Raw genomic sequence first — 26640 nt, 5'->3', positions numbered from 1 at the left:
TAATAGACATTTTTTATTTGTTGATGTAAAATTAAGTTGAAAGGTGGGATTGTATGCAATATAAGGATCTTGCGCTTTATTATGATGAAATGATGGATGTGGATTATGATTCATGGACTAATTTTTTAATTTCTTTATTTAAAAAATATGATTTAGATTATATAGATAAAACTGTTTTAGAACTTGGGTGTGGAACTGGAAATATGACATTAAAACTTGCAAATTTAGGACTTAAAGTAATAGCTTTAGATATATCACAGGAAATGTTAAATGTAGCAAGGGATAAGGTTAAAAAAGGGGTAATATTTGTTAATGAAGATATGAAAAATATAGACTTTGATAAAAAATTTGATTTTGTGTTTTCCTTTTGTGATGGATTTAATTATATATTAGAGGAAGATGAGCTTTTTTTAATTTTTAAAAAGGTGTATAATCTTTTAAAAGAAGAAGGATTATTTGTTTTTGACATAAGTTCAGAATATAAACTAAAAAATATAATTGGGAATAATACTTTTACTTTAAATGAAGAAAAGTATGCATATATTTGGGATAATTATTTAGAGGATGATATAGTAGATATGTATATAACCTTTTTTGTAAAAGAAGGAGATTTTTATAGAAGAATAGATGAGCATCATACTCAAAGAATATATAAGTTAGATGATATGCTAAGAATGTTAAAAAAGGCAGGATTTAATAAAATTGATGTGTATGATAATTATAGCTTTGAAACTATAAAGGAAAATTCCCAAAGGATAACATTTGCAGTAAGAAAATAGGAGGTAGTTTTTATGGCATATATATTAAGAGCAACTGCGGCAAATGGCGATGTAAGGCTTTTTGCTGCTATTACAACTGACATGGTAGAGGAGGCAAGAAAAATACACAATCTTTCTCCAACAGCTTCTGCTGCTTTAGGAAGGTTTATAACAGCAGCTTCTATGATGGGAGTTATGTTAAAGGGTGATAAAGATACATTAACTCTTACTATGAATGGAGGAGGACCATTAGGTAATTTAGTTGCCGTATCAAATTCAAAAGGAAATGTAAAGGCATATGTTTCCAATCCCCATGTGGATCTTCCTTTAAATGAAAAAGGAAAGCTAGATGTTGGGACAGCTGTTGGAAAACAAGGATTTTTAAATGTAATTAAGGATTTAGGTCTTAAAGAACCTTATGTTGGTCAGGTCCCAATAAGAACAGGGGAGATAGGTGATGATATAGCATATTATTTTACAGTTTCAGAACAAATTCCGTCTGCTGTTGCCCTTGGAGTATTGGTTGATACAGATATAAGCATAAAGGCAGCAGGTGGGCTTATAATTCAAATGATGCCAGGGGCAAATGAACTTTTAGCTGATGTAATAACTTTTAGACTTCAAGAAATACCTCCTCTTTCTCAGTTAATAGCAGAAGGAAAAACAGCAGAGGATATATTAAATCTTTTATTTGATGATATGGATTTAAAAATACATGAGAGAATAGAGTGCAGATATGAGTGTGATTGTTCAAGGGAAAGGGTAGAAAGGGCTTTAATTGCATTAGGCAAAGAAGAACTTAAAAAGCTTTATGAAGAAGAGGATAAGGTAGAGATACAATGCCATTTCTGTAATAATAAATATGTTTTTGAAAAGGAAGAGATAAAAAATATGATAGAAAATATATAAAAAAGTGTTGACAAACTTAAAGAAATGATATAATATATAACATGTCAGCGCTGATGATGAAGCGTTGACAAGTTAAAAAATAAGTAATATAATATAAAGTGCGAGTGGGCGCCTAGCTCAGCTGGGAGAGCATCTGCCTTACAAGCAGAGGGTCACAGGTTCGAGCCCTGTGGTGCCCACCACTGCGGCCCAGTAGCTCAGCTGGTTAGAGTGCCGGCCTGTCACGCCGGAGGTCGAGGGTTCGAGCCCCTTCTGGGTCGCCATGGCCAGATAGCTCAGTTGGTAGAGCAGGGGACTGAAAATCCCCGTGTCGCTGGTTCGATTCCGGCTCTGGCCACCATGCGGGAATAGCTCAGTTGGTAGAGCGTCACCTTGCCAAGGTGAAAGTCGCGGGTTCGAGTCCCGTTTCCCGCTCCAGGCTTGGCGGCATAGCCAAGTGGTAAGGCAGAGGTCTGCAAAACCTTTATTCCCCGGTTCGAATCCGGGTGCCGCCTCCACAGCTCCTGTAACGAAAGTTACAGGAGCTTTTGTTTTATATGCAGGAACTTTAGCAAAGTATATAGGAGCTCAAAATGCTTTTATAGTAAGTGGTGTTATAGGATTTTTAGGTTTTTTATTATTATTTACAAGAAGGGAGATTATGTAGTGGAAAAATTTATAGATATTCCAAATCTTCCTAAAAAGGATGTATCTCTTGTGGTCGTAGATGGAAGAATACCTAAGGTTATAGAAGAGAATTTTTATAATTTAAATGTAAAAATAATAAAAACAGAAAAGATAGGAACTTATGATGCAATATCCTATCATCCAGATGTTATGCTTCATCATTTAGGAAAAAATAAAATAGTGGTTGCACCTAATGTTTGTCAAAAATTTGTTTATAAGCTTGAGGATGAAGGGTTTAAAATAATTTTAGGTAAGCTTCCTGTAGGGGAAAAATATCCAAGCTCTGTTTTATATAATGTTGCAAGGATAGGAAATTTTGCAGTATGTAATAAAAAATACACCGATGAGGTTTTGTTAGATGAACTTTATAAAGAAAAAGTAAAAATAATTGATGTAAAGCAGGGATATTGTAAATGTTCGATTTGTATTGTAAATGAAAAAAGTATTATAACTTCAGATATTGGAATATACAAAAAGGTTATAAATGAGGGGTTAAGCTGCCTTTTAATAAGGCCAGGATATGTAACTTTAGAGGGTTTAAATTATGGATTTATAGGAGGAGCAACTGGACTTATTTCAAAAAATGTTTTGGCTTTTTATGGCAACATAGATAGTCATCCAGATGGGGATACTATTAAAAGTTTTTTGTTAAATAATAATGTGATTTGGAGACAACTGTATGAAGGTTCCCTTCTAGACTTTGGAACAATAATTCCTTTAAAGGAATATTGTATAGTGGAATAAAAATCCCTGTATATGTTGCCTTAAGGCACATATACTAAACTAGAAGGGAGTGATAAAGTTGCTTCTCCTATCGATTGGCTTTAATAGAGAAAAAGATGAAATTTATGATAGATTTAATGAGTTATGCTCATATTTGAGAGGAAATGATATAAATGTAGCTATGGTTGAAAATGATATAGGAGATTATCATTATATTAAGTTTGTATTAAAGGATAGCGAAAAGGATATTAGAAATTTTGAAATTTATAGGGATGCATTTATAAGTTATGCTTCGGATATAATATATGATTATATAATGAAAAATTATGAAATAGATATACTAAATGAACTTATAAAGGAAAACTGTTCATACTTTTCAAAAGAAGATATACTAAAAATAAAAAACAAGTGTATTTCCTTTATATTAGGAAATGGAACTATGACGGCAGAAGATATATTAAATAGCATGAGGCATAGGAATGCTATATATAAAAAAATAGAAGAATTTTTACAAGAGAATAGAGAAATTATAATAGATGGATTTGTAAAATTTAGACTAAAATTTATAAAAGAAGATATAAACGGAATACTGGAGAAAATGATAGAAGAGTATATGCTAGAAAAGGAATATGATGAGTTTATAAAGCTTCTAAGGTATTTTGTTGAAATTCAGGAAAGCAAATATGAAGTTTTAAATATATATATAAATTCAAGTGGGGAATATATTCTAAAAGATGGAGATTTTAAGGATGTTACAAAGGAGCTTTTTTTAGATTTTGAAAATTTTAACATAAGCGGAGAGACTACATTAGATGACATATTGCTAAGCGTTATAGTTACTTGTGCTCCTAAGAGGGTAGTTATTCATTTGGTAGAAAATTGTAAAAATAAAGAAATTATAGAAACTATTAAAAATATATTCATAGATAGAATATATTTTTGTAATTCTTGTGAAGATTGTAATATAATAAAAGGTGATAATAAACTATTGACAACTTAAAAAATAATTTGTAAAATTATTGGCAAGATAAAGGCGATGAAGGGGAAGAGTAGATCTCGATATGTTACCAGAGAGGGAAACCCTTAGGCTGGAAGGTTTCCTTAACATTAGAGATTGAAAACCACCCCGAAGCTCCGTCCCGAAATCTTATGAGAGTAAGGATAGGCGTTGGCCGCGTTAAGGCTTAGAGTGGGTTTTATACCAATTTGGGTGGAACCGCGGAAGTTTAGCCTTTCGTCCCATAGGGATGAAAGGCTTTTTTGATATTTTAATAAAAGGAGGTAGGAGATATGATAAAGGTAATCTTAAAGGATGGGAAGGTTTTAGAATTTGAAAATCCTGTATCCGCTGAAGAAGTTGCCAAAAAGATAAGTATGGGGCTTTATAAAAATGCTCTTGCTGCAAGGATAAACGGAGAGGTTAAAGATCTTTCTACAATAATTGATAAGGATTCAACTGTTGAAATATTAACTTTTGAAGACGAGGGTGGAAAAGAAGCTTTAAGACATACTGCAGCCCATATAATGGCACAGGCTGTAAAAAGGCTTTATCCAAATGTAAAGCTTGCTATAGGACCTTCTATTGAAAACGGTTTTTATTATGATTTTGATGCAGATTTTCCAATAACTCCTGATATGCTTGAAAATATAGAAAAGGAAATGAAAAAAATAGTAAAAGAAGATTATAAGATTGAAAGGTTTGAACTTTCAAGGGAAGAGGCTATAAAGTTTATGCAGGATAAAGATGAAACGTATAAAGTTGAACTTATAGGGGATATACCTGAGGGAGAGACTATATCATTTTATAAACAGGGAGAGTTTGTAGACCTTTGTGCAGGACCTCATGTTCCATCAACAGGAAAAGTAAAGGCCTTTAAGCTTTTAAATGTTGCAGGAGCTTATTGGAGAGGAAATGAAAAGAATAAGATGCTTCAAAGAATTTATGGAACTGCGTTTCCTAAAAAGAGTGACCTTGATGAGTATTTAAATCTTTTAGAAGAAGCTAAAAAGAGGGATCATAGAAAGCTTGGAAAAGAACTTGAAATATTTACAATAATGGAAGAAGGACCAGGTTTTCCATTTTTCTTGCCAAAGGGAATGGTTATAAGAAATGAACTTGAAAACTTTTGGAGAGAAGAACATCAAAAAAGAGGATATAAAGAGATAAAAACACCTATAATTCTTAATGAATCTTTATGGCATAGATCTGGCCATTGGGAGCATTATAAGGAAAATATGTATTTTACAAAAATAGATAACCAAGATTATGCAGTAAAGCCTATGAACTGTCCAGGTGGAATACTTGTTTATAAAAGTCAAATGCACAGCTATAGAGATTTACCTTTAAGACTTGGAGAACTTGGGCTTGTGCATAGACATGAGATATCAGGAGCTTTACATGGGCTTATGAGGGTAAGATGTTTTACTCAGGATGATGCTCATATATTTATGCTCCCATCACAAATTAAAGATGAAGTTTTAGGAGTTATCAATCTTATAGATTATGTTTATAAATTATTTGGATTTGAATACCATGTTGAACTTTCAACAAGACCAGAAAATTCTATGGGAAGCGATGAAGATTGGGAACGTGCTACTAATGCATTGATTGAGGCATTAAATGCAGCAGGTCTTGATTATAAGATAAATGAGGGCGATGGAGCATTTTATGGACCTAAGATAGACTTCCATTTAAAGGATTGTCTTGGAAGAACATGGCAATGTGGAACTATTCAGCTTGACTTCCAAATGCCAGAAAGATTTGACCTTTACTACATAGGTGAAGATGGAGAAAAGCACAGACCAGTAATGATTCATAGAGTTATTTTTGGAAGTATAGAAAGATTTATTGGAATACTTATAGAACATTATGCAGGGGCTTTCCCAACATGGCTTGCTCCAGTTCAAGTTAAAATACTTCCTGTAACAGATAGAGCTAATGAATATGCAAAGGAAATAGAAGCAAAACTTAAAGATATGAAGATAAGGGTAGAATGTGATTTAAGAAATGAAAAGATAGGATATAAAATTAGAGAAGCACAGCTTCAAAAGGTACCATATATGATAATTTTAGGAGATAAAGAAGTTGAAAATAGAAATATTTCATTAAGATCAAGAAAAGAAGGCGACCTTGGAACTATGGATTTTGAAGTATTTGCAGCTAGAATAAAAGAAGAGATTGAAAAGAAAATAAGCAATATATAAAAATATATTGACAAACGCTTATATTAATGTTATTCTAATAAAGGTATAAGTAGAAGCCATCCGCTTCTCACCTTACGCCTATGGCAGTAAGGTTCTTCGTAAAAGCTATTGGTGTAACTATGCGGATGGGCTACCATCCGCTTTTTGTTTTGTAAAAAATTAGGAGGTGAATGTTATTAACAAACAATATTTAGTTAATGAGGAAATTCGTGAAAGAGAAGTAAGACTTATCGATTCTGACGGAACTCAGCTTGGGATTATGCCTACAAAGAAGGCTCTTGAAATTGCAGAGGAAAAGCAGTTAGACCTTGTTTTAATTGCGCCACAGGCAAAACCACCTGTTTGCAAAATAATGGATTATGGTAAGTTTATCTACGAACAGCAAAAGAAGGAAAAAGAAGCAAAGAAAAAACAAAAGACTATTACTGTAAAGGAGATTAGAATTACCCCTAACATTGATGAACACGACCTTAATGTTAAGGCTAAGAATGCAGAAAAGTTCCTAAAGGATGGGGACAAGGTAAAGGTAACAGTAAAATTTAGAGGTAGAGAGGCAGAACATTCCCATCTAGGAGAGGATGTTCTAAAGAGGTTTGCAGAAAAGCTCTCTGAAGTGGGTGTTATAGAAAAGCAGCCCAAGCTTGAAGGAAAGAATATGATAATGATACTTACTCCAAAGAAATAGTAAGCGAGAGGAGGAAGCACTATGCCAAAAATGAAAACCCATAAGGGTGCAGCAAAGAGATTTAAAAAGACAGGATCAGGAAAATTCAAAAGAGCTCATGCATATCATAGCCATATATTAACTAAGAAGGATTCAAAAAGAAAGAGAAGACTTAGACAAACAACTTTAGTTAATGCAGTAGAAGTTAAGAAACTAAAGAAATTATTGCCTTATGCATAAGGCTAGAAGGAGGTAGGAAATATGGCAAGAGTAAAAAGAGCCGTTCATGCCCATAAAAAACGTAGAAAAGTATTAAAACTTGCAAAGGGTTACTATGGTGCAAAGAGCAAATTATATAGAATTGCAAAGCAAGCTGTAATGAAGAGCTTGCAATATGCTTACATTGGTAGAAAATTAAGAAAGAGAGATTTTAGAAAGCTTTGGATAACAAGAATAAATGCAGCTGCAAGAGCAAATGGGCTTTCATATTCAAAGTTTATAAATGGATTAAAGCTTGCTGGTGTTGAAATAAACAGAAAAATGCTTGCAGATCTTGCAGTAAATGATGCAGAAGCATTTGCTCAATTAGTAAACTTAGCAAAAGAAAAATTAAATGCATAAAGTTAATTAAATTTGACAAAAAGAGGCCCAAAATTGGCCTCTTTAAGTTTTTTAAAAATATTAACGAGTGATATAATATAATAATGTATTGTTTTTACATTAGGAGGGTGTATGTATGTTTTTTAAAGAAGGAGAAGATGGAGTTAAGGTATATAGGCTTCAGCCTGTTCAAATCTTAGCTCTTGGGTTTGCTGCAGTAATTTTAATAGGAGCTTTATTATTAAAACTTCCTATATCATCTTCCAATGGGCAATCAACTCCTTTTATAGACTGCCTATTTACAGCAACTTCGGCGGTTTGTGTAACGGGGCTTGTAACTTTAGATACAGGAACTTACTGGAGTTTGTTTGGGCAAATTGTTATTTTAATTTTAATACAAGTTGGCGGATTAGGATTTATGACCTTTGCAACTCTTATTGCTATAATTTTAGGAAGAAAAATAACTCTAAAAGAAAGGCTTATAATGCAGGAGGCATATAATGCCTTTAATATTCAGGGAATAGTTAAGCTTGCAATATATGTAATGACGATAACTTTTAGTATAGAAGCTTTAGGAGCAATTTTTTTGGCAACACAATTTGTCCCTGAATATGGATGGAAAAAAGGTATTTATTTTGGAATATTTCATTCTGTATCAGCATTTTGTAATGCGGGGTTTGATTTAATAGGAGGTTTTAGAAGTTTAACTCCATATGTTGAAAATGTAGTTATGAATTTAACTATAATGTCATTAATAGTTATAGGTGGTTTAGGATTTGGAGTTATAAGTGAAATAATAACTAATAGGAATTATAAAAAGTTATCATTACATGCAAAAGTAGTAATTTTTGCAACCTTCATATTGATAGGGTTAGGAGCTTTATCTTTCTTGGTTCTAGAATACAACAATTCAAAGACGTTAGGCTCTTTATCATTAAAAGGAAAAATATTGTCAAGCTTATTTGCCTCTATAACTCCAAGAACTGCAGGATTCAATACTATTAATCTTTCTGACATGACAGTTGCAAGTAAATTTCTTACAATTATACTTATGTTTATAGGAGCATCTCCAGGTTCTACTGGAGGAGGTATAAAAACCAGCACAGCAACCCTTATACTTATGACGGTTTTATCGGTAATTAGAGGAAGAGAAGACACAGAACTTTTAAAAAGAAGGATACCTAAAGATCTTGTATATAGAGCTATTGCAATAACTTTTATAAGTTTTATTTTAGTTATAGTTGTTACTATGATTCTTTCTATAACTCAAGAAGGAGACTTTATGGAGTTTTTATATGAAGCAACTTCTGCCTTTGGAACTGTTGGACTTGATCTTGGACTTAGTCCAAGGCTTAATTTAATTGGTAAAATAGTTATAATTTTTACGATGTATTCAGGAAGGGTTGGACCATTGACGTTAGCCCTTGCTTTTGCAAGAAAGCAACTTTGTGTAAGTAAGGCTATAAAATATCCTGAGGATAAAATACTTGTAGGATAAAGGAGGGTTATAATGAAATCTAAACAGTTTGTTGTAATAGGGCTTGGCAGATTTGGTTCAAGCGTTGCAAAAACCCTTTATTCCTTAGGAAATGAAGTTTTGGCAATAGATAAAGATGAGAAAACAGTTCAAAATATATCTGATTATGTAACCCATGCAGTTCAGGCTGATGCCACAGATGAAGCTACAATAAGTTCCCTTGGAATTAGAAACTTTGATGTAGCTATCGTTACTATAGGATCTGATATACAATCAAGTGTTATGGTAACTTTACTTTTAAAGGAACTTGGAATAAAACATGTGATAGCTAAAGCTCATAATGATCTTCATGCTAAGGTTCTTTATAAAATAGGAGCTGATAGGGTTGTATTCCCTGAAAGGGATATGGGAGTTAGAGTTGCTCACAATCTTTGCACATCAAACATACTTGATTATATAGAGCTCTCACCTGATTATAACATAGTTGAAATATCTGCTATAGAAGAATGGTATAATAAAACTTTAAGGGAGCTTGACATGAGAAATAGATATGGATTTAATGTTATGGCTATAAAAAGAGGAAAGGATATAAATATTTCACCTAAAGCAGATGATGTTATAAAATCTGGAGATGTTTTAGTTGTAATATCAACTAATGAAAGTATAAAAAAATTTGAACATGATAAGTTGAGGTAGGGGAGCATGATTTCAAGAAATAATAGTTTAATTAGGGAAGCTTTGAAATTAAAACAAAAAAAATATAGGGATGAATTTAAAAAGTTTTTAATAGAGGGAGCAAGGTTTGTAGAAGAGGCAATAAGGGAAAAACAGGCAGAATGTATTTTTTATTCTAAAAAGTTTTTACAAACAAAATATAAAGACATTTTAAGTTGTGATGTAAAAAAATATGAGGTTGATGAGGAAGTTATAAAGGAGCTTTCAGATACAGAGACGCCTCAGGGAATAGTTGCTGTGTGCAAAAAGAAAGATTTTGATTTATCTTTTATAAAGGATTTTGTCGTAATAGTTGATGGTCTTCAAGATCCGGGAAACCTTGGAACCATAATAAGAACATGTGATGCGGCTGATGTTGATGCTTTAATATTATTAAAGGGAACGGTAGATGCTTATAATCCTAAAACTTTGCGCTCAACGATGGGGTCTATTTTTAGAGTTCCAATGATTTATTTTGATAGCTTTTATGATGCGATAGAATTTTTAAAACGAAATGATTTTAAAATATATGCAACTTGTCTTGAAGCTTCTCAATTTATATATGATTATGATTTTAAAGAAAAAACGGCGATAATAATTGGCAATGAAGCTAGTGGTATACCCTATGAACATATAAGTTTGTCTACTTATAAAGTTAAGATCCCTATGTTAGGAAAAGCTGAATCTTTAAATGCTGCTGTAGCTTCTGCTGTGATTATATATGAGGTAGTAAGGCAAAGATTGACAAGATAAAAATTAATTAATATAATTTTTAAAAGATAATTTAATAGTTGAAACGGTGAAGGAGCAGAGTAGGTCGGTGATGTGCACAGGGAGGGCTTGCCGCGACTGAGAGCATGCCTGCAATGTAGCCGATTGAAAATTCCCTCTGGAGTTCCTCAGCTGAAAACAAGTAGGCTGAAGGCGGCATTGCCGTTATTCAAAGGAGAGGAGCTTTTAGCTCAATTAGGGTGGTACCGCGGTTTCCCCGTCCCTATATGGGACGGGGATTTTCATATATTAACAAAGGAGGTAAAAGAATGAAGGAACAACTTGAAAAGATAAAACAGGAGGCTTTAGAAGAGATAAAAAATGCTGAAAATAGCCAAAGAATAGATGAAATTAGGGTTAAATATCTTGGAAAAAAAGGAAGTTTAACATCTATATTAAGAGGTATGGGAGCTTTACCGTCAGAAGAAAGACCAATAATTGGGAAGTTGGCCAATGAAGTTAGGCAATTTTTAGAAGAAGAACTTAAAAAGGCTTTAAATAATATTAAACAAAAAGAACTGGAGCTTAGAATAAAAGGTGAATACATAGATATTACAATGCCAGGAAAAAGGATAGAGTTTGGGAATATTCATCCTTTAAACAAAGTTTTAGATGAAATAAAGGATATATTCTTTGGAATGGGATTTTCTGTTGCAGAAGGACCTGAAATAGAACTTGATTATTATAATTTTGAAGCTTTAAATGTTCCAAAGAATCATCCTGCAAGGGATGAACAGGATACATTTTATATAAGCGAAAATCTTGTTTTAAGGACACAAACTTCTCCAATTCAGATAAGAACCATGGAAAATACAAAACCTCCTATAAGAATTATAGCTCCAGGAAGAGTTTATAGATCAGATGCAGTTGATACTACACACTCCCCTATATTTTATCAAATAGAGGGGCTTGTTGTGGATAAAGGTATTACAATGGCAAACTTAAAGGGAACACTAGAAACTTTTGCAAAGAGATTTTTTGGTGAAAAAACAAAGACAAAATTTAGACCACATCATTTTCCATTTACAGAACCTTCTGCTGAAATGGATGTTTCATGTTTTGTATGCGAAGGAGAGGGTTGTAGGGTTTGTAAAGGTTCAGGTTGGATAGAAATATTAGGTTGTGGAATGGTTCACCCTGATGTTTTAAGAAAGGGTGGAATAGATCCAGAAAAATATAGTGGATTTGCTTTTGGAATGGGACTTGATAGAATTGTTATGATTAAGTATGGAATAGATGATATAAGGCTTCTTTATGAAAACGATATAAGGTTTTTAAAGCAGTTTTAAGGAGGGATAGGATGAAGGTACCATATAGTTGGTTAATTGAATATGTAGATATAAATAAAGACATAAAGGAAGTTGCAGATGCTCTAACTATGTCAGGTTCAAAGGTTGAGGAAGTTATAGAATACGGAAAAGAAATAGATAAAGTTGTTACAGGTTATGTTGAAAAGATAGAAAAACATCCTAATGCTGATAAACTTAGAATTTGTAAAGTTAACGTAGGAAGTGAAATTCTTCAAATAGTAACTGGAGCAGAAAACGTTCAAGAGGGGGATACTGTTCCTGTTGCTCTTCATGGTTCAACTTTGCCTGGTGGAGTTAAAATTAAAAAAGGAAAGTTAAGAGGAGTAGAATCAAATGGAATGCTTTGTTCTGAAGAGGAACTTGGTATTGCTAATGAATCTGATGGTATCATGATACTTCCAAAGGGAACACCAATTGGAGTAGATATTAAAGAAGTATTAGGATTAAAGGGAGGAATATTAGATTTTGAAATTACATCAAATAGACCTGATTGTTTAGGAGTATATGGAATTGCAAGGGAAGTTTCAGCTACATTTAGACTTCCACTAAAGGAGATTAAAACAAACTTTAAAGAAAATAAAGAAGATATAAAGGATTATATAAATGTTGAAGTTAAGGATATGCTTTGTAGAAGATATTCAGCAAGGGTTGTTAAAAATGTAAAAGTAGGTCCTTCACCGGAGTGGATGCAGCAGCGTCTTATGGATGCAGGGGTAAGGCCTATAAATAATATAGTTGATATTACAAATTATGTGATGCTTGAATTAGGTCAACCTATGCATGCTTTTGATTATAGATTTATAAATGGAAAAAAGATAGTAGTAAGAAAAGCTAAGGATGGAGAAAAATTTACAACATTAGATGGAGTTGAAAGGGTTTTAGATTCATCTATGCTTGTAATTGCAGATGAAAAAGAAACTCTTGCTGTTGCAGGAGTTATGGGAGGCCAAAATTCTGAAATAAAAGAAGATACTACAATTGTTGTATTTGAATGTGCAAACTTTAATGGAACGAATATAAGATTAACATCTAAAAAGCTAGGGTTAAGAACAGAATCATCATCAAGGTTTGAAAAAGATTTAGACCCTAACCTGATAGATATAGCATTAGATAGAGCTTGTCATCTTGTAGAAGTTATTGGAGCTGGAGAAGTTGTAGGTGGTAAAATAGATATTTATCCACATCCTGTAAAGCCTTATAATTTAGAGGTTGATCCAAACTGGATAAATGAATTTATAGGAATAAATATATCAAAAGAAGAAATGGCAGAAATGTTAAGATATCTTGGAATGAAGGTTGAGGTAAAAGATAAATTAAATATTGAAGTTCCAACTTTTAGACAGGATATAAAAATCAAGGAAGATATTGCAGAAGAGATAGCAAGGCTTTATGGATATGATAAAATTCCAAGCAAGAAAATAGAAGGAGAATTGGTTGAGGCAGTTTTAACAAAGGAACAAAGATTAGTAAATATTGTAAGAAATGTAATGGTTTCAAATGGATTTTTTGAGATAAATACATATTCCTTTGTAAGCCCAAAGGTTTTTGATAAAATAAGACTTAAAGAAGATAGTCCTTTAAAAAATGCTGTTAGAATATTAAATCCTCTTGGAGAAGACTTTAGTTTAATGAGAACGACTTTAATTCCTTCTATTTTAGAAACATTAAAAATAAATTATTTGAGGGATAATAAAGAAGTAAAAATATTTGAAGTTGCAAAGGTATATTATCCATCAGATAATATACCAGTAGAGGTTTTGAAATTGGGAATTGGAATGATTGGAAAAGTTGATTTTTATGATTTAAAAGGAGCTATAGAAAATATTTTAAATGTTTTTGGAATAGATAAAGTTGATTATGAAAGAGATGAAGAAAATTTAACTTTCCATCCTGGAAGATGCGCAAAGCTTATGGTAAGAAGAAAGCAGGTTGGAGTATTTGGTGAGATTCATCCTTTAGTTGCTGAAAATTATGAAATAGAAGATAGGGTATATGTAGCTGAAATTGACCTTGTTCCTTTATTTGAAGCATATAAAACTGAAAGAAAATATAAGCCTTTACCAAAGTATCCTGCTGTTGATAGAGATATAGCAATATTAGTTAAAGATGAAGTTGCAGTTGCTGAAATAGAAAATATAATATTAAAAGTAGGAAAGGACTTTGTAGAAAGCGTAAAATTGTTTGATGTTTATAAAGGAAAACAGGTTCCAGAAGGAATGAAGTCAGTTGCATATTCTATAATTTACAGAAGAGAGGATAGGACATTAACAGACGAAGAAGTAAATGTTATTCATGAAAGTATAGTAAAGGCTTTAGAAGAAAAGCTAGGTGCTCAACTTAGATAATTTACCCCCACATTATTGTGGGGGTTTTTAATTAAAATGTATAGATTTTGAATTAGTTTTATGATATTCTAAAATTAAACTAGTTTGTAAAAAAGTAATTAACACAGCATTTGAGAGGGTGCTTGATATGAAAAATAGAGTAAATGTTAGAATAAATGGCTGTGAATATACGCTTACAGGAACAGAGCCTGAAGAGTATTTATTTTCCCTGGCTAATTTTGTTGATAAGAAAATAAAGGAAATAAGAAGTTCTAATATAAATCATAATGATACTTCAGCAGCAGTTCTTGCAGCTTTGTTGATTTGTGATGAGCTATTTAAATTAAAAAAGGAATTAGAGGAATTAAAAAGTTATTATAATGATTCAGTTCAAAGATTAGAAGGGCTTCAAGAAGAATTTCAAAGATTATATAGTCAGTATAATTTACTAATTGAAGAGAATACTAAATTAAAAGAGGAAAATAAAACTTTAAAAGAAAGCCTTGAAGAAGCTAAAAGGCAGTATGAGGACTTAGATGCTACCTTTGAAGCTTTTGACGATGAATATCAAAAGATGCAGTCTGAAGTAAAAATACTTTTAGAAGAAAAGGAAAAACTTGAAGAGGAACTAAATGAGCTTAAAAGTAAACTTTTAGAAAGCGAATTTGAAATAGTAAGATTAAAAAAGGACTTAAATAATAGAAAAATTTATAGGGGTTAACTCCCCTATTTTTTATGGGAGGGAAAGTATGGTAGAACTTTTGGCTCCAGCTGGAGATTTTGAAGCTTTAAAGGCAGCAGTATTAAATGGAGCAGATGCGGTATATTTAGGAGGAAAAGAATTTTCAGCAAGGCAGGAGGCAGGAAATTTTGATAAAAATGAAATTGTAAATGCAATAAAATTTTGCCATGCTTATGGCGTAAAGGTTTATGTTACTTTAAATACATTAATTAAAGATGAAGAAATGGAAAGAGCCTTAGAATATGCATCCTTTTTATATGAACAAGGAGCAGATGCATTAATAATTCAGGATTATGGCCTTTTGAAGCTTCTTAAAGAAAACATTCCTGATTTTGAAATACATGCAAGCACTCAAATGTCTGTAAATAATTTAGAAGGGGTAAATTTTTTATATTCTCAAGGAGTAAAAAGGGTAGTTCTTCCAAGGGAGCTTAGCTTAAAGGAGATAGAGTATATAGCTAAAAATACTCAAGCAGAAATAGAAGTTTTTGTGCATGGAGCGTTGTGCATATCTTTTTCGGGTCAGTGTCTTTTTAGTAGCATCTTAGGAGGAAGAAGTGGTAACAGAGGAAGATGTGCACAGCCTTGTAGGATGTTATATTCCTTTGATGGAGATAAAAAGTATATTTTAAGTCCTAAGGATTTGTCGACAATAGACTGCATAGATAAAATTGTAAAGGCAGGGGTTAAATCATTAAAGATAGAAGGAAGAATGAAAAGGCCTGAGTATGTTGCTACAGTAGTTTCTGCATACAGGAAAGCAATTGATGGAATAGCAGATGAAAAAGATAAAGAGGACGTTGTAAAGATTTTCAACAGAGGTGGTTTTACATCAGCATATTTGTTTGATAACATTGGGCCTGAAATGATGTCTTATGAAAATCCAAAAAATTGGGGAGTATATTTAGGAAAAGTTGTAGGCAAGAAAGGAAAATTTATATACATAAAACTTGAAAGGGACTTAAATATCGGAGATGGAATTGAAGTTTTTGGAAAAGGAGTAGGTGTTCCTGTAAATACGATATATGATGAAAAAGGTGCGGAAATAAAAAAAGGTCAAAAGGGAGAAATTGTAAAAATTTATTTTGAAAAGGCTCAAATAGGAGATATAATTTATAAAACTTTAGATATAAAGCTTATAGAAAAGGCTAGGAAAAGCTATGAAGGAAAGGATGTAAAAAAAGTTCCGCTTTTAGGAAGATTTAAAGCTACTTTAAATGGTATGGAATTTGAAGTTGAAGGTTCTAAAAAAGTTAAAGTTACAATGGATGGGGTAGAAAAAGCTATTTCAAAACCTACAACCAAGGAAAGGATTATTGAAGCTTTATCAAAAACAGGGGATACACCTTTTTATTTTGAAAATATAGATGTTTTTATAGAAGATAATTTAATGATTCCAATATCAAAACTAAATGCTATAAGAAGACAGGCTATTGATGAACTTTTAGATAAAATTCAAGGAAAAAGGGATAAGGTAAATATAAATATAAGTTTTAAGAATAAAGAGTTTAAAGTCATTCCTAAGATTGTAGTAAAAACGGGAAGAATGGACGTTGCTTTAGCCTCTTTAAAAAGCGGAGCAGATTTAGTTTTTTTTGGATCAGATTTAAGAATTGACAAAGGAGATATAGAGAATCTTTTAGAATATAAAGAAAAGGTTTTTCCACATTTTCCAGATGTAATAATAGAGGAGTATGATTTTTATAAGGATAAAGCCAAAAGGCTTTATGCTTTAGGTTTTAAAAAGGCTCTTTGTGGAAATTTAGGGCTTTATAAAGATTTGATTGATATAGGATATGAAGTTTATTTAGATAAAAGCTTTAACATATTAAACTCCTTTTCAACCTTATTTTTAGAAAATGAGGCTTCATATTTATCCCATGAATTAAATATGGGGGAGCTTAAAAACCTTATATCAAATACAGATAGAAAAACCATGGTTTTTGTTTATGGAAGAACAAGGTTAATGATAAGCAGACACTGTATAATTGGAAGCTCAAAGGGGTATTTTAAGAAGTCTTGCCCTAATGCCTGTGAAAGTAAAATACATTATATAAAAGATAGATTAGGTGAAAAGTTTTTAGTAGTTACCGACTATTATTGCAGAAGTCACATTTATAATTCCAAAAAAACTATCATGCTTGAACATATAAAGGATCTTTTAAATTTAAATGCAGATTATTGGATTTTAGAATTTTTAGAAGAAGATAAGGATCAGGTTGAAAGTATAGTGTATGCCTATAAGGACGCTTTATTAAGAGGTATAAATAAAGACTTTTCACTAAGTAAGAAAGCAAAGGAAATACTAGAGATAAATAAAAACAATATAACAAAAGGACATTTTTACAGAGGCATACTGTAAAGGAGATGGTCTTATGAATCAAAAAACTTTAAGGATTTTAGAATACAACAAAATAATAGATATGCTTTCAGAAAGAGCGGTATCTACAAAAGGCAAAGATATGTGCAAAAATTTGCTTCCAACTTCAGATATTAAAGGGGTTGTAAGTAGGTTAACAGAAACTAAGGAAGCCTATGATGTAGTTTTAAAATGGGGAAGTCTTCCTTTAGATGGAGTTAAAGATATTGAAGATATTGTAAAAAGAGCAAAAATGGGATTTATATTAAGCCCTAAAGATTTTTTGTATGTCAAAGATTCTTTAAAGGTCGTAAAAAGGTTAAAGTCTTTTTTTTCTGATGGTTCTAAAAGAGAAAATTACCCTATAATTAATCAAATAATAGAATCTTTGTTTTATATTAAAAATCTTGAAGAAGATATAGAAAAAGCAATACTAGGCGAAGATGAGATAAGCGATAGAGCAAGTGAAAAGCTTTTTAGTATAAGAAGATCGATAAAGGATAAAAATTTAAAGGTAAAAGAAAAACTTCAATCTATGCTTTATTCCCTTTCAAAATATCTTCAAGAGCCTATAATAACAGTAAGAAATGGAAGGTATGTAATTCCTGTAAAATCTGAGTTTAAAGGATATGTTCAAGGACTTATTCATGATCAGTCGGCAAGTGGGTCAACGCTTTTTATAGAACCTATGCCTATTGTTGAGCTTAACAACGAGATTAAAGAACTAGAATTGAAGGAAAAGGCGGAAATTGAAAGAATTTTAAAGGAGCTTTCAGTAAAAGTTTCAAATTATGCTGATGAGCTTTTGTATGATAATGAAAGTTTAGCTTATTTAGACTTTTTAATGGCAAAGGCAAAATTTGGGCTTGATTTAAATGCTTCAATTCCTAATGTTAATGATGAAGGAATAATAGATTTAAAAAGTGCAAGACATCCTTTAATTGATAAAGAAAAAGTTGTTCCTATAGATATAAGGCTTGGATATAAATATAAAGTTCTTGTTATAACAGGGCCAAATACAGGAGGGAAAACAGTAACTTTAAAAACAACAGGGCTTTTAACCCTTATGGCAATGGCGGGGCTTGCTGTGCCCTGTAAGGAAGGATCTCAAATATCAGTTTTTAATAAGATTTTTGCTGATATAGGTGATGAACAAAGCATTGAGCAAAGTCTTTCAACATTTTCATCTCATATGAAAAATATAATAGACATAGTAAATCAAGCAGATGAAAAGACATTAGTTTTAGTTGATGAGCTTGGAGCTGGAACGGATCCAACTGAGGGAGCAGCCCTTGCTATGTCGCTTCTTGAGTACTTTTATCAAAAAGGATGCAGGGTGGTTGCAACTACCCATTACAGCGAAATAAAAGTTTTTGCTATGGAAAAAGAAGGATTTGAAAATGCAAGTGTCGAGTTTGATATTGAAACTTTAAGACCAACTTATAGGCTTTTAATTGGAATTCCAGGAAAGTCCAATGCTTTTGAAATTTCAAAAAGATTAGGTCTTGATGATGCTATAATTAAGAGGGCTAAAGAATTTATTTCAAAGGATGTTGCAAAATTTGAAGATGTTATTCAAAAACTTCAAAATAAAACCCTTCTTATCGAAAGGGAATTGGATGAAATTCAAAAAATAAAAAGAGAAACTCAGGATATAAAAGAAGAATATCTGGAGAAAAAATACAAATTTGAAAATCAAAGGGAAAAAGAGATAAGAAAAGCTCAAGAAGAGGCAAGAAAAATAATATTAAAGGCAAAGGAAGAGGCTGACAGTATAATTAAAGAATTAAATGAGCTTAGAAAAAAGGCCCTTGAATCTCAGACAATAAAACAAGCTGAAGAAGTAAGAAAAAAGCTTAAAGAAAAGATTAATAGCATGGATAAAGAAGAGGAAGCTCTCATTATTAAAGATGGAATGATTCAAGTAAAAGATGTAAAAGTAGGAGATGAGGTCTTTGTTTCAACAGTTGGAGCAAAGGGAATAGTTTTATCTAACGTTGATAGCAAGGGAGAAGTTTTAGTTCAAATAGGAGTTATGAAAATGAGCGTTCCTTTAGATAAGCTTTTTATAGAACAAAAGTCTAAAAAGGAAGCTGCAAAAATAGGGGCTTCTAAAATTATAAAAGAAAAAGCTAATAATATATCAACAAGCATAGATTTAAGAGGACAAACTGTTGATGAGGCCCTTTATAATCTTGATAAATATCTTGATGATGCATTTTTATGTGGTCTTACAAAAGTAACGATAATTCATGGTAAAGGAACGGGGGCTTTAAGGGAAGGAATACAAAAGGCTTTAAAAAATCACAGTCATGTAAAAAGTTTTAGGCTTGGAGATTTTACAGAAGGTGGAAGTGGAGTAACCATTGTGGAAATAAAGTAAATAAAATATATTTACTAAATTTAGATTTTAATATATAATTTATAATTGTCGAAATATAGGGGGATTTGCAATGATTTTGGTAAGTGCTTGTCTTTGTGGTATAAATTGTAAATATAATGGAGGAAATAATTTTAATGAATACATTTATAATTTGTTAAAACAAGGCAAGCTAATTCCAGTGTGTCCAGAGCAGTTAGGAGGCCTTCCGACTCCTAGGCTTCCTTCTGAGATAGTAAAGGGAGATGCTAAAGATGTATTAGAAGGCAGAGGTCTTGTTCTAAATATTCAAGGAGAAGATGTTACAAAGTTTTTTGTAAAGGGAGCCTATGAGACATTAAATATAGCAAGGGCTTTTAATTGCAAGGCAGCTATTTTAAAATCGAAGAGCCCATCCTGTGGTAAAGGTTTTGTATATGATGGAACTTTTTCCAACAAGTTAAAAATGGGTAATGGGATAACTGCCCAACTTCTTCTAATGAATGGGGTTGAAGTAGTTGATGAGGATGTTGTCGCAATAAAAAAACTTCTAGAAAGGATGGTATAATGGAAGCAAGAAAGCTTGAAACTTACGAAGAAAAAGAGAGTCTTAAAAAGGAGCTAGGGCTTTTAGAAGCTATTGCCCTTGTAATTGGTATAGTTATAGGTTCAGGAATATTCTTTAAACCAGCTATAGTTTCAAAGAATGCTGGTGCTCCAGGTCTTGGAATCTTAGCATGGATAGTTGGTGGAATTATAACAATAGCTGCAGGTCTTACTGTTGCAGAAATTGCTGCTGCAATACCAAAAACAGGAGGACTTTATGCATACTTAAAGGAATTATATGGAGATATTTGGGCCTTTTTATTAGGATGGGTTCAGGTTATGGTTTATTTCCCAGGTGGAATGGCTGCTCTTGCAATAGTGTTTGCAACACAAGCAACTACATTTATTCCTATGACAGAAGTTCAACAAAAGCTTCTTGCAATATTCATGGTATTCTTGCTATCAGCTGCTAATATAATTTCAACTAAGTTTGGAGGAAAGATACAAACAATTGCAACAATAGGAAAGCTTGTTCCAATATTTGTTATAGCCTTCTTTGGACTTGTAAAAGGAACAGCCCATGGATTTACTCCAATGGTTTCACCAGAAAGCACAGCAGGTGGATTTGGACTTGCAGTTCTTGGAACTCTTTGGGCTTATGATGGTTGGATAAACGTAGGAAGCATAGCAGGAGAGCTTAAAAATCCTGCAAGAGATCTTCCAAGGGCTATAATAATAGGACTTGGTTTAGTATTGGTTGCTTATCTTTCAGTTAATCTTGCAGTTTTAAATGTATTGCCATTTAATCAGGTTGTAGCTTCAAAGAAAGCTGCATCTGATGCAGCTCAGGTTTTATTTGGAGGTTTTGGGGCATCATTTGTTTCATTAGGTATATTAGTATCAATATTTGGTGCTTTAAATGGTTATGTATTAACTTCATCAAGAGTTCCTTATGCTATGGCTGAAGAAGGGATGTTCCCATTTAAGTCTTTCTTTGGAAAGTTAAGTGAAAAATCAGGAACTCCTGTAAATTCAATAATATTTATGTTTGTGTTATCAACTGTGTATATATTAACTGGTTCCTTTGATACTTTGACAGATCTTGTGGTATTTGTTCTTTGGATATTCTTTACTATGGCAGTTGCAGGTATATTTGTTTTAAGAAAGAAATTTAGTCACATAAAAACATCATACAGAGTTCCTCTATATCCAATAACTCCTATAATAGGAATTGCAGGAGGATTATTTATACTAATTAGTACTATAACATCAAGCACTCAAAGAGCACTTTTAGGAATTGCATTAACTTTAGTAGGTATTCCAGTTTATATGTATTTAAAAAAGAAAAACTAGCAAATAGGCAGGTCTTCTGACCTGCTTTTTTGTTATAATTTTAAAGGGGTGATTTTATGTTAAAGGGAGAAAAGACTTTTATAAGAGCAATTGAAATGGAGGATTCAAGAATTCTTTCTGCATGGCTTAATGATAGAGAAACTAATTATTTTTTAGATATAGTATATCCATTATCTAAAAGGTATTGCGACAACTTTACTTTAGAAGGGGAAGAATATAACAAAAGAATTTTTATTGTAGAAAATCAGGATAGAAAACCTATAGGCCTTGTGGTTATAGATAAAATAAAATGGGAATATAGAAATTGTGAGATAGGTATAGTAATATATGATAAAGCTCATAGGGGAAAGGGATATGGGAAGGATGTTTTAAATGTTATTTTAGATTTTATATTTAATGATATGAATATGCATCTTGTTTATTTAAACGTTGTTGAAGAAAATATACCTGCTATTAACCTTTATAAAAAATTTGGATTTAAGGTTGAAGGAATTTTAAAGGATAGGTATTATAAAAATGGAAGATATTACAATGTTATTGTTATGAGTAAAATAAAAGGGGAGTGATAATATGAAAATAGGAGTTATAAGCGATGTTCATGGTTATCCTGAAAAACTTGATAAGGCTTTGGACTATTTAAAGGATTGTGAAGTTATATTGTGCACAGGAGATGTATTATATCATGGTCCTAGAAATCCTATACTTGAAGGTTATAACCCTTTAGAGGTTGCTAATAGGATAAACAATTCAAACATCCCAATTATAATAGCCCAAGGAAATTGTGATTCTGAGGTTGATGCCATGGTTCTTGACATTCCGTTTTTTTCACCTTGTGTTTTTTATGAAAAAAATGGCTTAAGAATATTAGTTTTACATGGGCATGATGTAGAAGATGAAAAATTATACAAGCTTTCAAAATTTTATAAAGCAAATATAATTATAACAGGACATACGCATATAAGAAGATATGAAAACAAAAATGGTGTTATATACTTAAATCCAGGAAGTATTTCCGTTCCAAAGGGAGATGGAGTGCCAAGTTTTATAAAAATAGAGGATAATGAAATTAAATTTTTAAATTTAAATGGAGAGATTATTGAAAAATTTAAACTATAAGGGGGATAAATATGAATTTTAAAGATGTTTTAAAAAATGCACGGGAAAATTTAAACGGAAGTTGTAGAGTTTGTAAAGAATGTAATGGAGTTGCATGTGCAGGAGAAGTGCCCGGCATGGGGGGAAGTTTAACAGGTTCTGCTTTTATTGAAAATTATGAAAGCCTTAAAAGGATTAAACTTAATATGAGGCTTATACATGATGCAAAATCTCCCGACACTTCAATTGAACTGTTTGGGAAAAAACTTAGAATTCCAGTTTTAGCAGCTCCTGTTTCAGGGACGATTCTTAATATGGGTGGAAAATTTACAGAAAGAGAATATATTTCTTGGGTAATAAGGGGATGTTTAGATGCTGGCATATATCCTATTGTTGGAGATACTGCTGTTGATACTTTTTTGCCAACAAATTTAGATGAGCTTAAAAAAGCAGGTGGAGAAGGCATTGCTATTATAAAACCTTGGGAGAATAAAAATGTTATACAAAAGATAAAAATGGCAGAAGAGGCAGGGGTTTTTGCTGTTGGAGTTGACATAGATGCTGCAGGACTTATAACTTTAGCTCTTCATGGGAAACCTGTAGGACCTAAGACTTTAGAAGAATTAAAGGAGCTTGTTCAAAGTACAAAACTTCCATTTATATTAAAAGGAATCATGACAGTTGAAGATGCTTATCTTGCTATAGAAGCCGGTGCAAAGGCTATAGTTGTTTCAAATCATGGAGGAAGGGTTTTAGACCATACCCCAGGTGTTGCAGAGGTTTTGCCTAAGATAGCAAAAGAAGTAAAAGGAAAGATAACTATATTAGCTGATGGAGGAGTTAGAACAGGGGTTGATGTATTAAAAATGTTAGCTTTAGGTGCAGATGCTGTTTTAATTGGAAGACCTTTTGTTGTAGCTTCCTTTGGAGGCGGTGCAGAAGGAGTAAAACTTTACATTGACAAAATAGCAGATGAATTAAAATCAGCCATGATTTTGACAGGATGCAAGGATATAAAAAGTATTGACTCAAAAATTATATATAATTCATAGGCAGGTATAACCTGCCTTTTAATTTTGTCAAATTCTTGCCATTTTAGACATTTTAATTTATAATTTAATTAAACTTAAACTATTTTGTCTAATGGGGGGATTTGGTTGAAGTTTTTAAGAAGGTTGTTGTGCTTTTTTATATTATTTATAACTTGTATTAACACTGCTTTTGCAAGCTCTTTAAGTGGAAAATGGATAGTTATAGATCCAGGACATGGAGGTAGCGATCCTGGTGCAGTTTCAGGAGATGTTAAGGAAAAAGATATAAATAATTCTGTTGCTCGAAAGCTTGGAGACCTTTTAAAAAGTTTAGGGGCTGAGGTTGTTTTTACAAGGCTTCCTGAAGAGGATATTTATATAACTTTACAAGATAGGGTTAATATATCAAACAGTGTAAACCCAAGCCTTTTTATAAGCCTTCATTGTAATGCAGCATCTTCTGATGCCAGTGGAGTTGAGACATATTACAGCAAAACAAGACCTAATATTTATAGCGATAGATATGTAGAATATGAGGGAAACAAATATGAATATCTTTGGGAAGAAAAGGAAAATGGTATAGATTATGTTTATATACTAGTTGATAATAAAGAGGCAAAGGTTGAAAAAAGTAAGGTAAAAATAGTTTATAGCCAAGTTTCATGGCAAGCTATTGAAAGCCAAAAAATAGCAAAACTTATAGTAGATAATTTAGCATCTTTAGGATTTAAAAATAGAGGAGCAAAGGATTCAAACCTTTATGTTACAAAATATACAACTTCGCCATCTGTTTTAGTTGAGCTTGGCTTTATAACAAATGAAGAGGAAAGAAAGAAACTTTTAGATCCTAACATGCAGGATAATATTGCAAGGAAGATAACTGATGCTTTGTTAAGTTATTTTGAAGTTTATGAGAATAATAAATTAAAAGCCTTTGGTCAAAATGAAGGGGTTGAACTTTTACTGTCAAAAGAAAATTTACTTTTAGGACAAGCATTGGATATATCCGTAAAAAAATCACAAATTTTTAGTTATAATTATAAACTAGAAATAAAATATTTAGGAAAAGTCGATGTTGCTTTAGAGGATATAAACAAAAGCTTTACTTATCTTCCTCAAAAAGAAGGAGATTATGAGGTTGTTCTTTATGTAAAAGGTGAAAACGAAAGCGATTATAAAAGTGTAATTAGTAAAAAGTTTTATGTTTTTAAATCTCCAAATATAAAATCAATAACTTTAGATCAGAAAAATCCTGTTGTAAACAAAAGTTTAAAAATAACCGTTGAAAAAAATTATGGAAGTGCAAAGGGATGTGATTATATATTTGAAATTTATAAGGATAATAAACTTTTAGAGGTTAAAAAGCTAGATGGCAACCTCTTAGAATTTATTCCAAGGCAAGCTGGAGAATATAATATAAGTGTAAAGATAAAGGATAAGCTTAGCACAAAGCAAGTAGATGATGAGGGAAAGATAAATTTTATAGTAAGGGATGATAGTGCTACTTCAAGGTCTAATACCTTACCTAATGTATTAAAAATAACAAGGATATTAAAAAGAGGAATGATAGGGGAAGATGTAAGGAATCTTCAAAGTGCCTTAATAAAACTTGGGTATTTAAATATAAAAAGTCCAACAACAAGTTTTGGAGCTTTAACAGAAAGTGCAGTAAAGGCCTTTCAAAGGGCAAACAATTTAAAGGCAGATGGTATTGTCAAAAAGGATACCGTTGATAGAATAAACTTATTATTATCAAGAAGTGCAGTGACAAATACAAACATAGCAAATAGGGGAATTTTTAAACTTACAATAACAAGGACATTAAAAAGAGGAATGATAGGGGAAGATGTAAGGAATCTTCAAAGTGCCTTAATAAAACTTGGGTATTTAAATATAAAAAGTCCAACAACAAGTTTTGGAGCTTTAACAGAAAGTGCAGTAAAGGCCTTTCAAAGGGCAAACAATTTAAAGGCAGATGGCATTGTTAAAAAGGATACCGTTGATAGAATAAACTTACTTCTTATAAGATAAAGTGCGGTTTTAAAACCGCACTTTACTTTATGACAAAAAATGTTTCACATGGAACATTTTGTAAATCAGATAATATTTTTTCGGTAAACTTATCGGAGATTATGCACATTATTTTTATAAGCTTTTCAGGAGATTTTTCCTTTGCCCACTCTAGTTTTTCATTAAATAGTTTTTCTATAACTTCTGATAATACTATTCCCGTTCCTGTTATTGAGATAGTTCTTTTATCTTTATTTTGACAGCCTTCTTTTATTGTGCAATTTTTACATTCTGTGCAATGTTCTGGAGATAAAAACTCAACGGCATATTTTTGTTTAAAATATTTTCCTATGCCTTTTAAAAATTTATTTAATGTAGTATCTGTTTTAGCAAATCTTTCTTTTGAAAAATTTTTTGTTTTGGTTTTTGCTATTAGTAAAATAAACTTTTTATTTTTAAGAAGAATATCTGCTGTTGGTGAAAAAGGAGGGCACCCTCCGTTTATTCCATAATTTGGACAACCTTCTTTGCATAAATTTCTAACTTTTTCTACATCAATGATTAAATCGTCATATTTAAATTCACAAAATTTTAGTTCAATAAAATTATTGTTAAATTGGATGTTTATCTTATGCATATATATCCCCCTAATTTATTATAACAAAAATCCCCTTAAAAAGGGGATTACAGACCGTCGACAAACCCCACTTTTCAAAAAACGAAAAGTGGGGTTTGAGTATTTTTACAAGCATTTTTGATAAATATTTTATAAATACAAAGAAATTTTTGCCCTTTCCAGGGCCGTTTTGTCCCTTCTTCCACATCCAATTTGCCATCTTCTTTAAGTTAAAGCAAGCACAAACAAGCATCGCTTGCATGGACACTTTTTCTATCCCTCTTAGTGTTGTCCATCGCAAACCATGCTTCTCCTTCAAGTCAGCAAATACCCTCTCTATGGTTTTGCTTCTATCTTTATATAGTTCTTTGCATTCGTATGTATGTCTCAAATGTTCTACTTCTTCTAG

24 protein-coding genes, 5 tRNA genes and 3 other annotated features are annotated in these 26640 nt (G+C 31.9%); of the genes, 27 read left to right on the top strand and 2 right to left on the bottom strand.

Annotated elements, in window-relative coordinates; genetic code table 11:
* Positions 1-53: 53 nt before the first annotated feature.
* The 27 genes from C4R78_RS03980 to C4R78_RS03845 all read left to right on the top strand — a co-directional run bounded on the left by C4R78_RS03980 (position 54) and on the right by C4R78_RS03845 (position 25636).
* A complete protein-coding gene (locus tag C4R78_RS03980) occupies positions 54-779 on the top strand; it encodes a class I SAM-dependent DNA methyltransferase (protein ID WP_103895808.1) in 726 nt (241 codons plus the stop codon).
* 12 nt (positions 780-791) lie between these two features.
* Positions 792-1667, top strand: coding sequence for an Hsp33 family molecular chaperone HslO (hslO, locus tag C4R78_RS03975; RefSeq protein WP_103895807.1), 876 nt, complete (start codon positions 792-794; stop codon positions 1665-1667).
* Between the two features lie 106 nt (positions 1668-1773).
* Positions 1774-1849: transfer RNA gene (locus C4R78_RS03970), tRNA-Val, on the top strand.
* A gap of 4 nt (positions 1850-1853) precedes the next feature.
* Positions 1854-1930: transfer RNA gene (locus C4R78_RS03965), tRNA-Asp, on the top strand.
* A gap of 1 nt (position 1931) precedes the next feature.
* A tRNA-Phe gene (locus C4R78_RS03960) sits at positions 1932-2007 on the top strand.
* Between the two features lies 1 nt (position 2008).
* A tRNA-Gly gene (locus tag C4R78_RS03955) sits at positions 2009-2084 on the top strand.
* Between the two features lie 5 nt (positions 2085-2089).
* Positions 2090-2164, top strand: a tRNA-Cys gene (locus C4R78_RS03950).
* Positions 2165-2312: 148 nt separating this feature from the next.
* Complete coding sequence (locus C4R78_RS03945) at positions 2313-3077, top strand: DUF6873 family GME fold protein (protein ID WP_103895806.1); 765 nt, start codon at positions 2313-2315, stop codon at positions 3075-3077.
* 58 nt (positions 3078-3135) lie between these two features.
* A complete protein-coding gene (ytxC, locus tag C4R78_RS03940) occupies positions 3136-4056 on the top strand; it encodes a putative sporulation protein YtxC (RefSeq protein ID WP_103895805.1) in 921 nt (306 codons plus the stop codon).
* Positions 4057-4083: 27 nt separating this feature from the next.
* Positions 4084-4301, top strand: a binding site (T-box leader).
* 45 nt (positions 4302-4346) lie between these two features.
* Positions 4347-6260 carry a threonine--tRNA ligase gene (gene thrS / locus C4R78_RS03935; protein WP_103895804.1) on the top strand — a complete coding sequence of 638 codons (1914 nt, stop codon included), beginning with the start codon at positions 4347-4349 and terminating at the stop codon, positions 6258-6260.
* Between the two features lie 41 nt (positions 6261-6301).
* Positions 6302-6415, top strand: a sequence feature (ribosomal protein L20 leader region).
* Between the two features lie 11 nt (positions 6416-6426).
* Positions 6427-6945, top strand: a complete 519-nt coding sequence (gene infC, locus C4R78_RS03930) for a translation initiation factor IF-3 (RefSeq protein ID WP_103895803.1) — start codon at positions 6427-6429, stop codon at positions 6943-6945.
* 21 nt (positions 6946-6966) lie between these two features.
* Positions 6967-7164: a 50S ribosomal protein L35 gene (gene rpmI, locus C4R78_RS03925; protein ID WP_103895802.1), complete on the top strand. Its 198-nt coding sequence runs from the start codon at positions 6967-6969 to the stop codon at positions 7162-7164.
* A 21-nt stretch (positions 7165-7185) separates the two neighbouring features.
* On the top strand, positions 7186-7545 hold the full coding sequence (gene rplT, locus C4R78_RS03920) for a 50S ribosomal protein L20 (RefSeq protein WP_103895801.1): 360 nt from the start codon (positions 7186-7188) through the stop codon (positions 7543-7545).
* Between the two features lie 115 nt (positions 7546-7660).
* On the top strand, positions 7661-9022 hold the full coding sequence (locus C4R78_RS03915) for a TrkH family potassium uptake protein (protein WP_103895800.1): 1362 nt from the start codon (positions 7661-7663) through the stop codon (positions 9020-9022).
* Between the two features lie 12 nt (positions 9023-9034).
* On the top strand, positions 9035-9697 hold the full coding sequence (locus C4R78_RS03910) for a potassium channel family protein (protein ID WP_103895799.1): 663 nt from the start codon (positions 9035-9037) through the stop codon (positions 9695-9697).
* A 6-nt stretch (positions 9698-9703) separates the two neighbouring features.
* Positions 9704-10468 (top strand): TrmH family RNA methyltransferase, encoded by a 765-nt coding sequence (locus C4R78_RS03905; protein ID WP_103895798.1) that lies wholly within the window; start codon positions 9704-9706, stop codon positions 10466-10468.
* A gap of 37 nt (positions 10469-10505) precedes the next feature.
* Positions 10506-10714, top strand: a binding site (T-box leader).
* 41 nt (positions 10715-10755) lie between these two features.
* Positions 10756-11775 carry a phenylalanine--tRNA ligase subunit alpha gene (pheS, locus tag C4R78_RS03895; RefSeq protein ID WP_103895796.1) on the top strand — a complete coding sequence of 340 codons (1020 nt, stop codon included), beginning with the start codon at positions 10756-10758 and terminating at the stop codon, positions 11773-11775.
* A gap of 11 nt (positions 11776-11786) precedes the next feature.
* The gene (pheT, locus tag C4R78_RS03890) at positions 11787-14141 is read left to right on the top strand and encodes a phenylalanine--tRNA ligase subunit beta (RefSeq protein ID WP_103895795.1); all 2355 of its coding nucleotides are present in this window, start codon (positions 11787-11789) and stop codon (positions 14139-14141) included.
* Between the two features lie 127 nt (positions 14142-14268).
* A complete protein-coding gene (locus C4R78_RS03885; RefSeq protein WP_103895794.1) occupies positions 14269-14841 on the top strand; it encodes a cell division protein ZapA in 573 nt (190 codons plus the stop codon).
* A 28-nt stretch (positions 14842-14869) separates the two neighbouring features.
* Entirely contained in the window at positions 14870-17224 is a 2355-nt protein-coding gene (locus C4R78_RS03880) for a U32 family peptidase (RefSeq protein WP_103895793.1), read from the top strand.
* A 13-nt stretch (positions 17225-17237) separates the two neighbouring features.
* Complete coding sequence (locus tag C4R78_RS03875) at positions 17238-19604, top strand: endonuclease MutS2 (RefSeq protein ID WP_103895792.1); 2367 nt, start codon at positions 17238-17240, stop codon at positions 19602-19604.
* Positions 19605-19674: 70 nt separating this feature from the next.
* On the top strand, positions 19675-20148 hold the full coding sequence (locus C4R78_RS03870; RefSeq protein WP_103895791.1) for a 2-thiouracil desulfurase family protein: 474 nt from the start codon (positions 19675-19677) through the stop codon (positions 20146-20148).
* Positions 20148-21479, top strand: coding sequence for an APC family permease (locus C4R78_RS03865; protein WP_103895790.1), 1332 nt, complete (start codon positions 20148-20150; stop codon positions 21477-21479). Before C4R78_RS03870 ends, C4R78_RS03865 begins: the two co-directional genes overlap by 1 nt.
* A 56-nt stretch (positions 21480-21535) precedes the next feature.
* Positions 21536-22045 carry a GNAT family N-acetyltransferase gene (locus tag C4R78_RS03860; RefSeq protein ID WP_103895789.1) on the top strand — a complete coding sequence of 170 codons (510 nt, stop codon included), beginning with the start codon at positions 21536-21538 and terminating at the stop codon, positions 22043-22045.
* Between the two features lie 4 nt (positions 22046-22049).
* A complete protein-coding gene (yfcE, locus tag C4R78_RS03855) occupies positions 22050-22595 on the top strand; it encodes a phosphodiesterase (protein ID WP_103895788.1) in 546 nt (181 codons plus the stop codon).
* Between the two features lie 11 nt (positions 22596-22606).
* The gene (locus tag C4R78_RS03850; RefSeq protein ID WP_103895787.1) at positions 22607-23626 is read left to right on the top strand and encodes an alpha-hydroxy-acid oxidizing protein; all 1020 of its coding nucleotides are present in this window, start codon (positions 22607-22609) and stop codon (positions 23624-23626) included.
* 105 nt (positions 23627-23731) lie between these two features.
* Positions 23732-25636, top strand: a complete 1905-nt coding sequence (locus C4R78_RS03845; protein ID WP_146057662.1) for an N-acetylmuramoyl-L-alanine amidase — start codon at positions 23732-23734, stop codon at positions 25634-25636.
* Between the two features lie 22 nt (positions 25637-25658).
* Here the strand turns inward: C4R78_RS03845 and C4R78_RS03840 are convergent, their stop codons facing one another.
* A complete protein-coding gene (locus C4R78_RS03840; RefSeq protein WP_103895785.1) occupies positions 25659-26252 on the bottom strand; it encodes a DUF2284 domain-containing protein in 594 nt (197 codons plus the stop codon).
* Positions 26253-26262: 10 nt separating this feature from the next.
* Positions 26263-26640 (bottom strand): transposase (locus C4R78_RS09560; protein ID WP_146057661.1); only part of this gene is annotated, 378 nt, incomplete at its 5' end.

Origin of the sequence: Caloramator fervidus (assembly GCF_900108045.1) — a bacterium.
Taxonomy (GTDB): Bacteria; Bacillota; Clostridia; order Clostridiales; family Caloramatoraceae; genus Caloramator; species Caloramator fervidus.
Note: the sequence above shows the minus strand (reverse complement) of the source record. Positions and strands in the feature narration are given on the sequence as shown.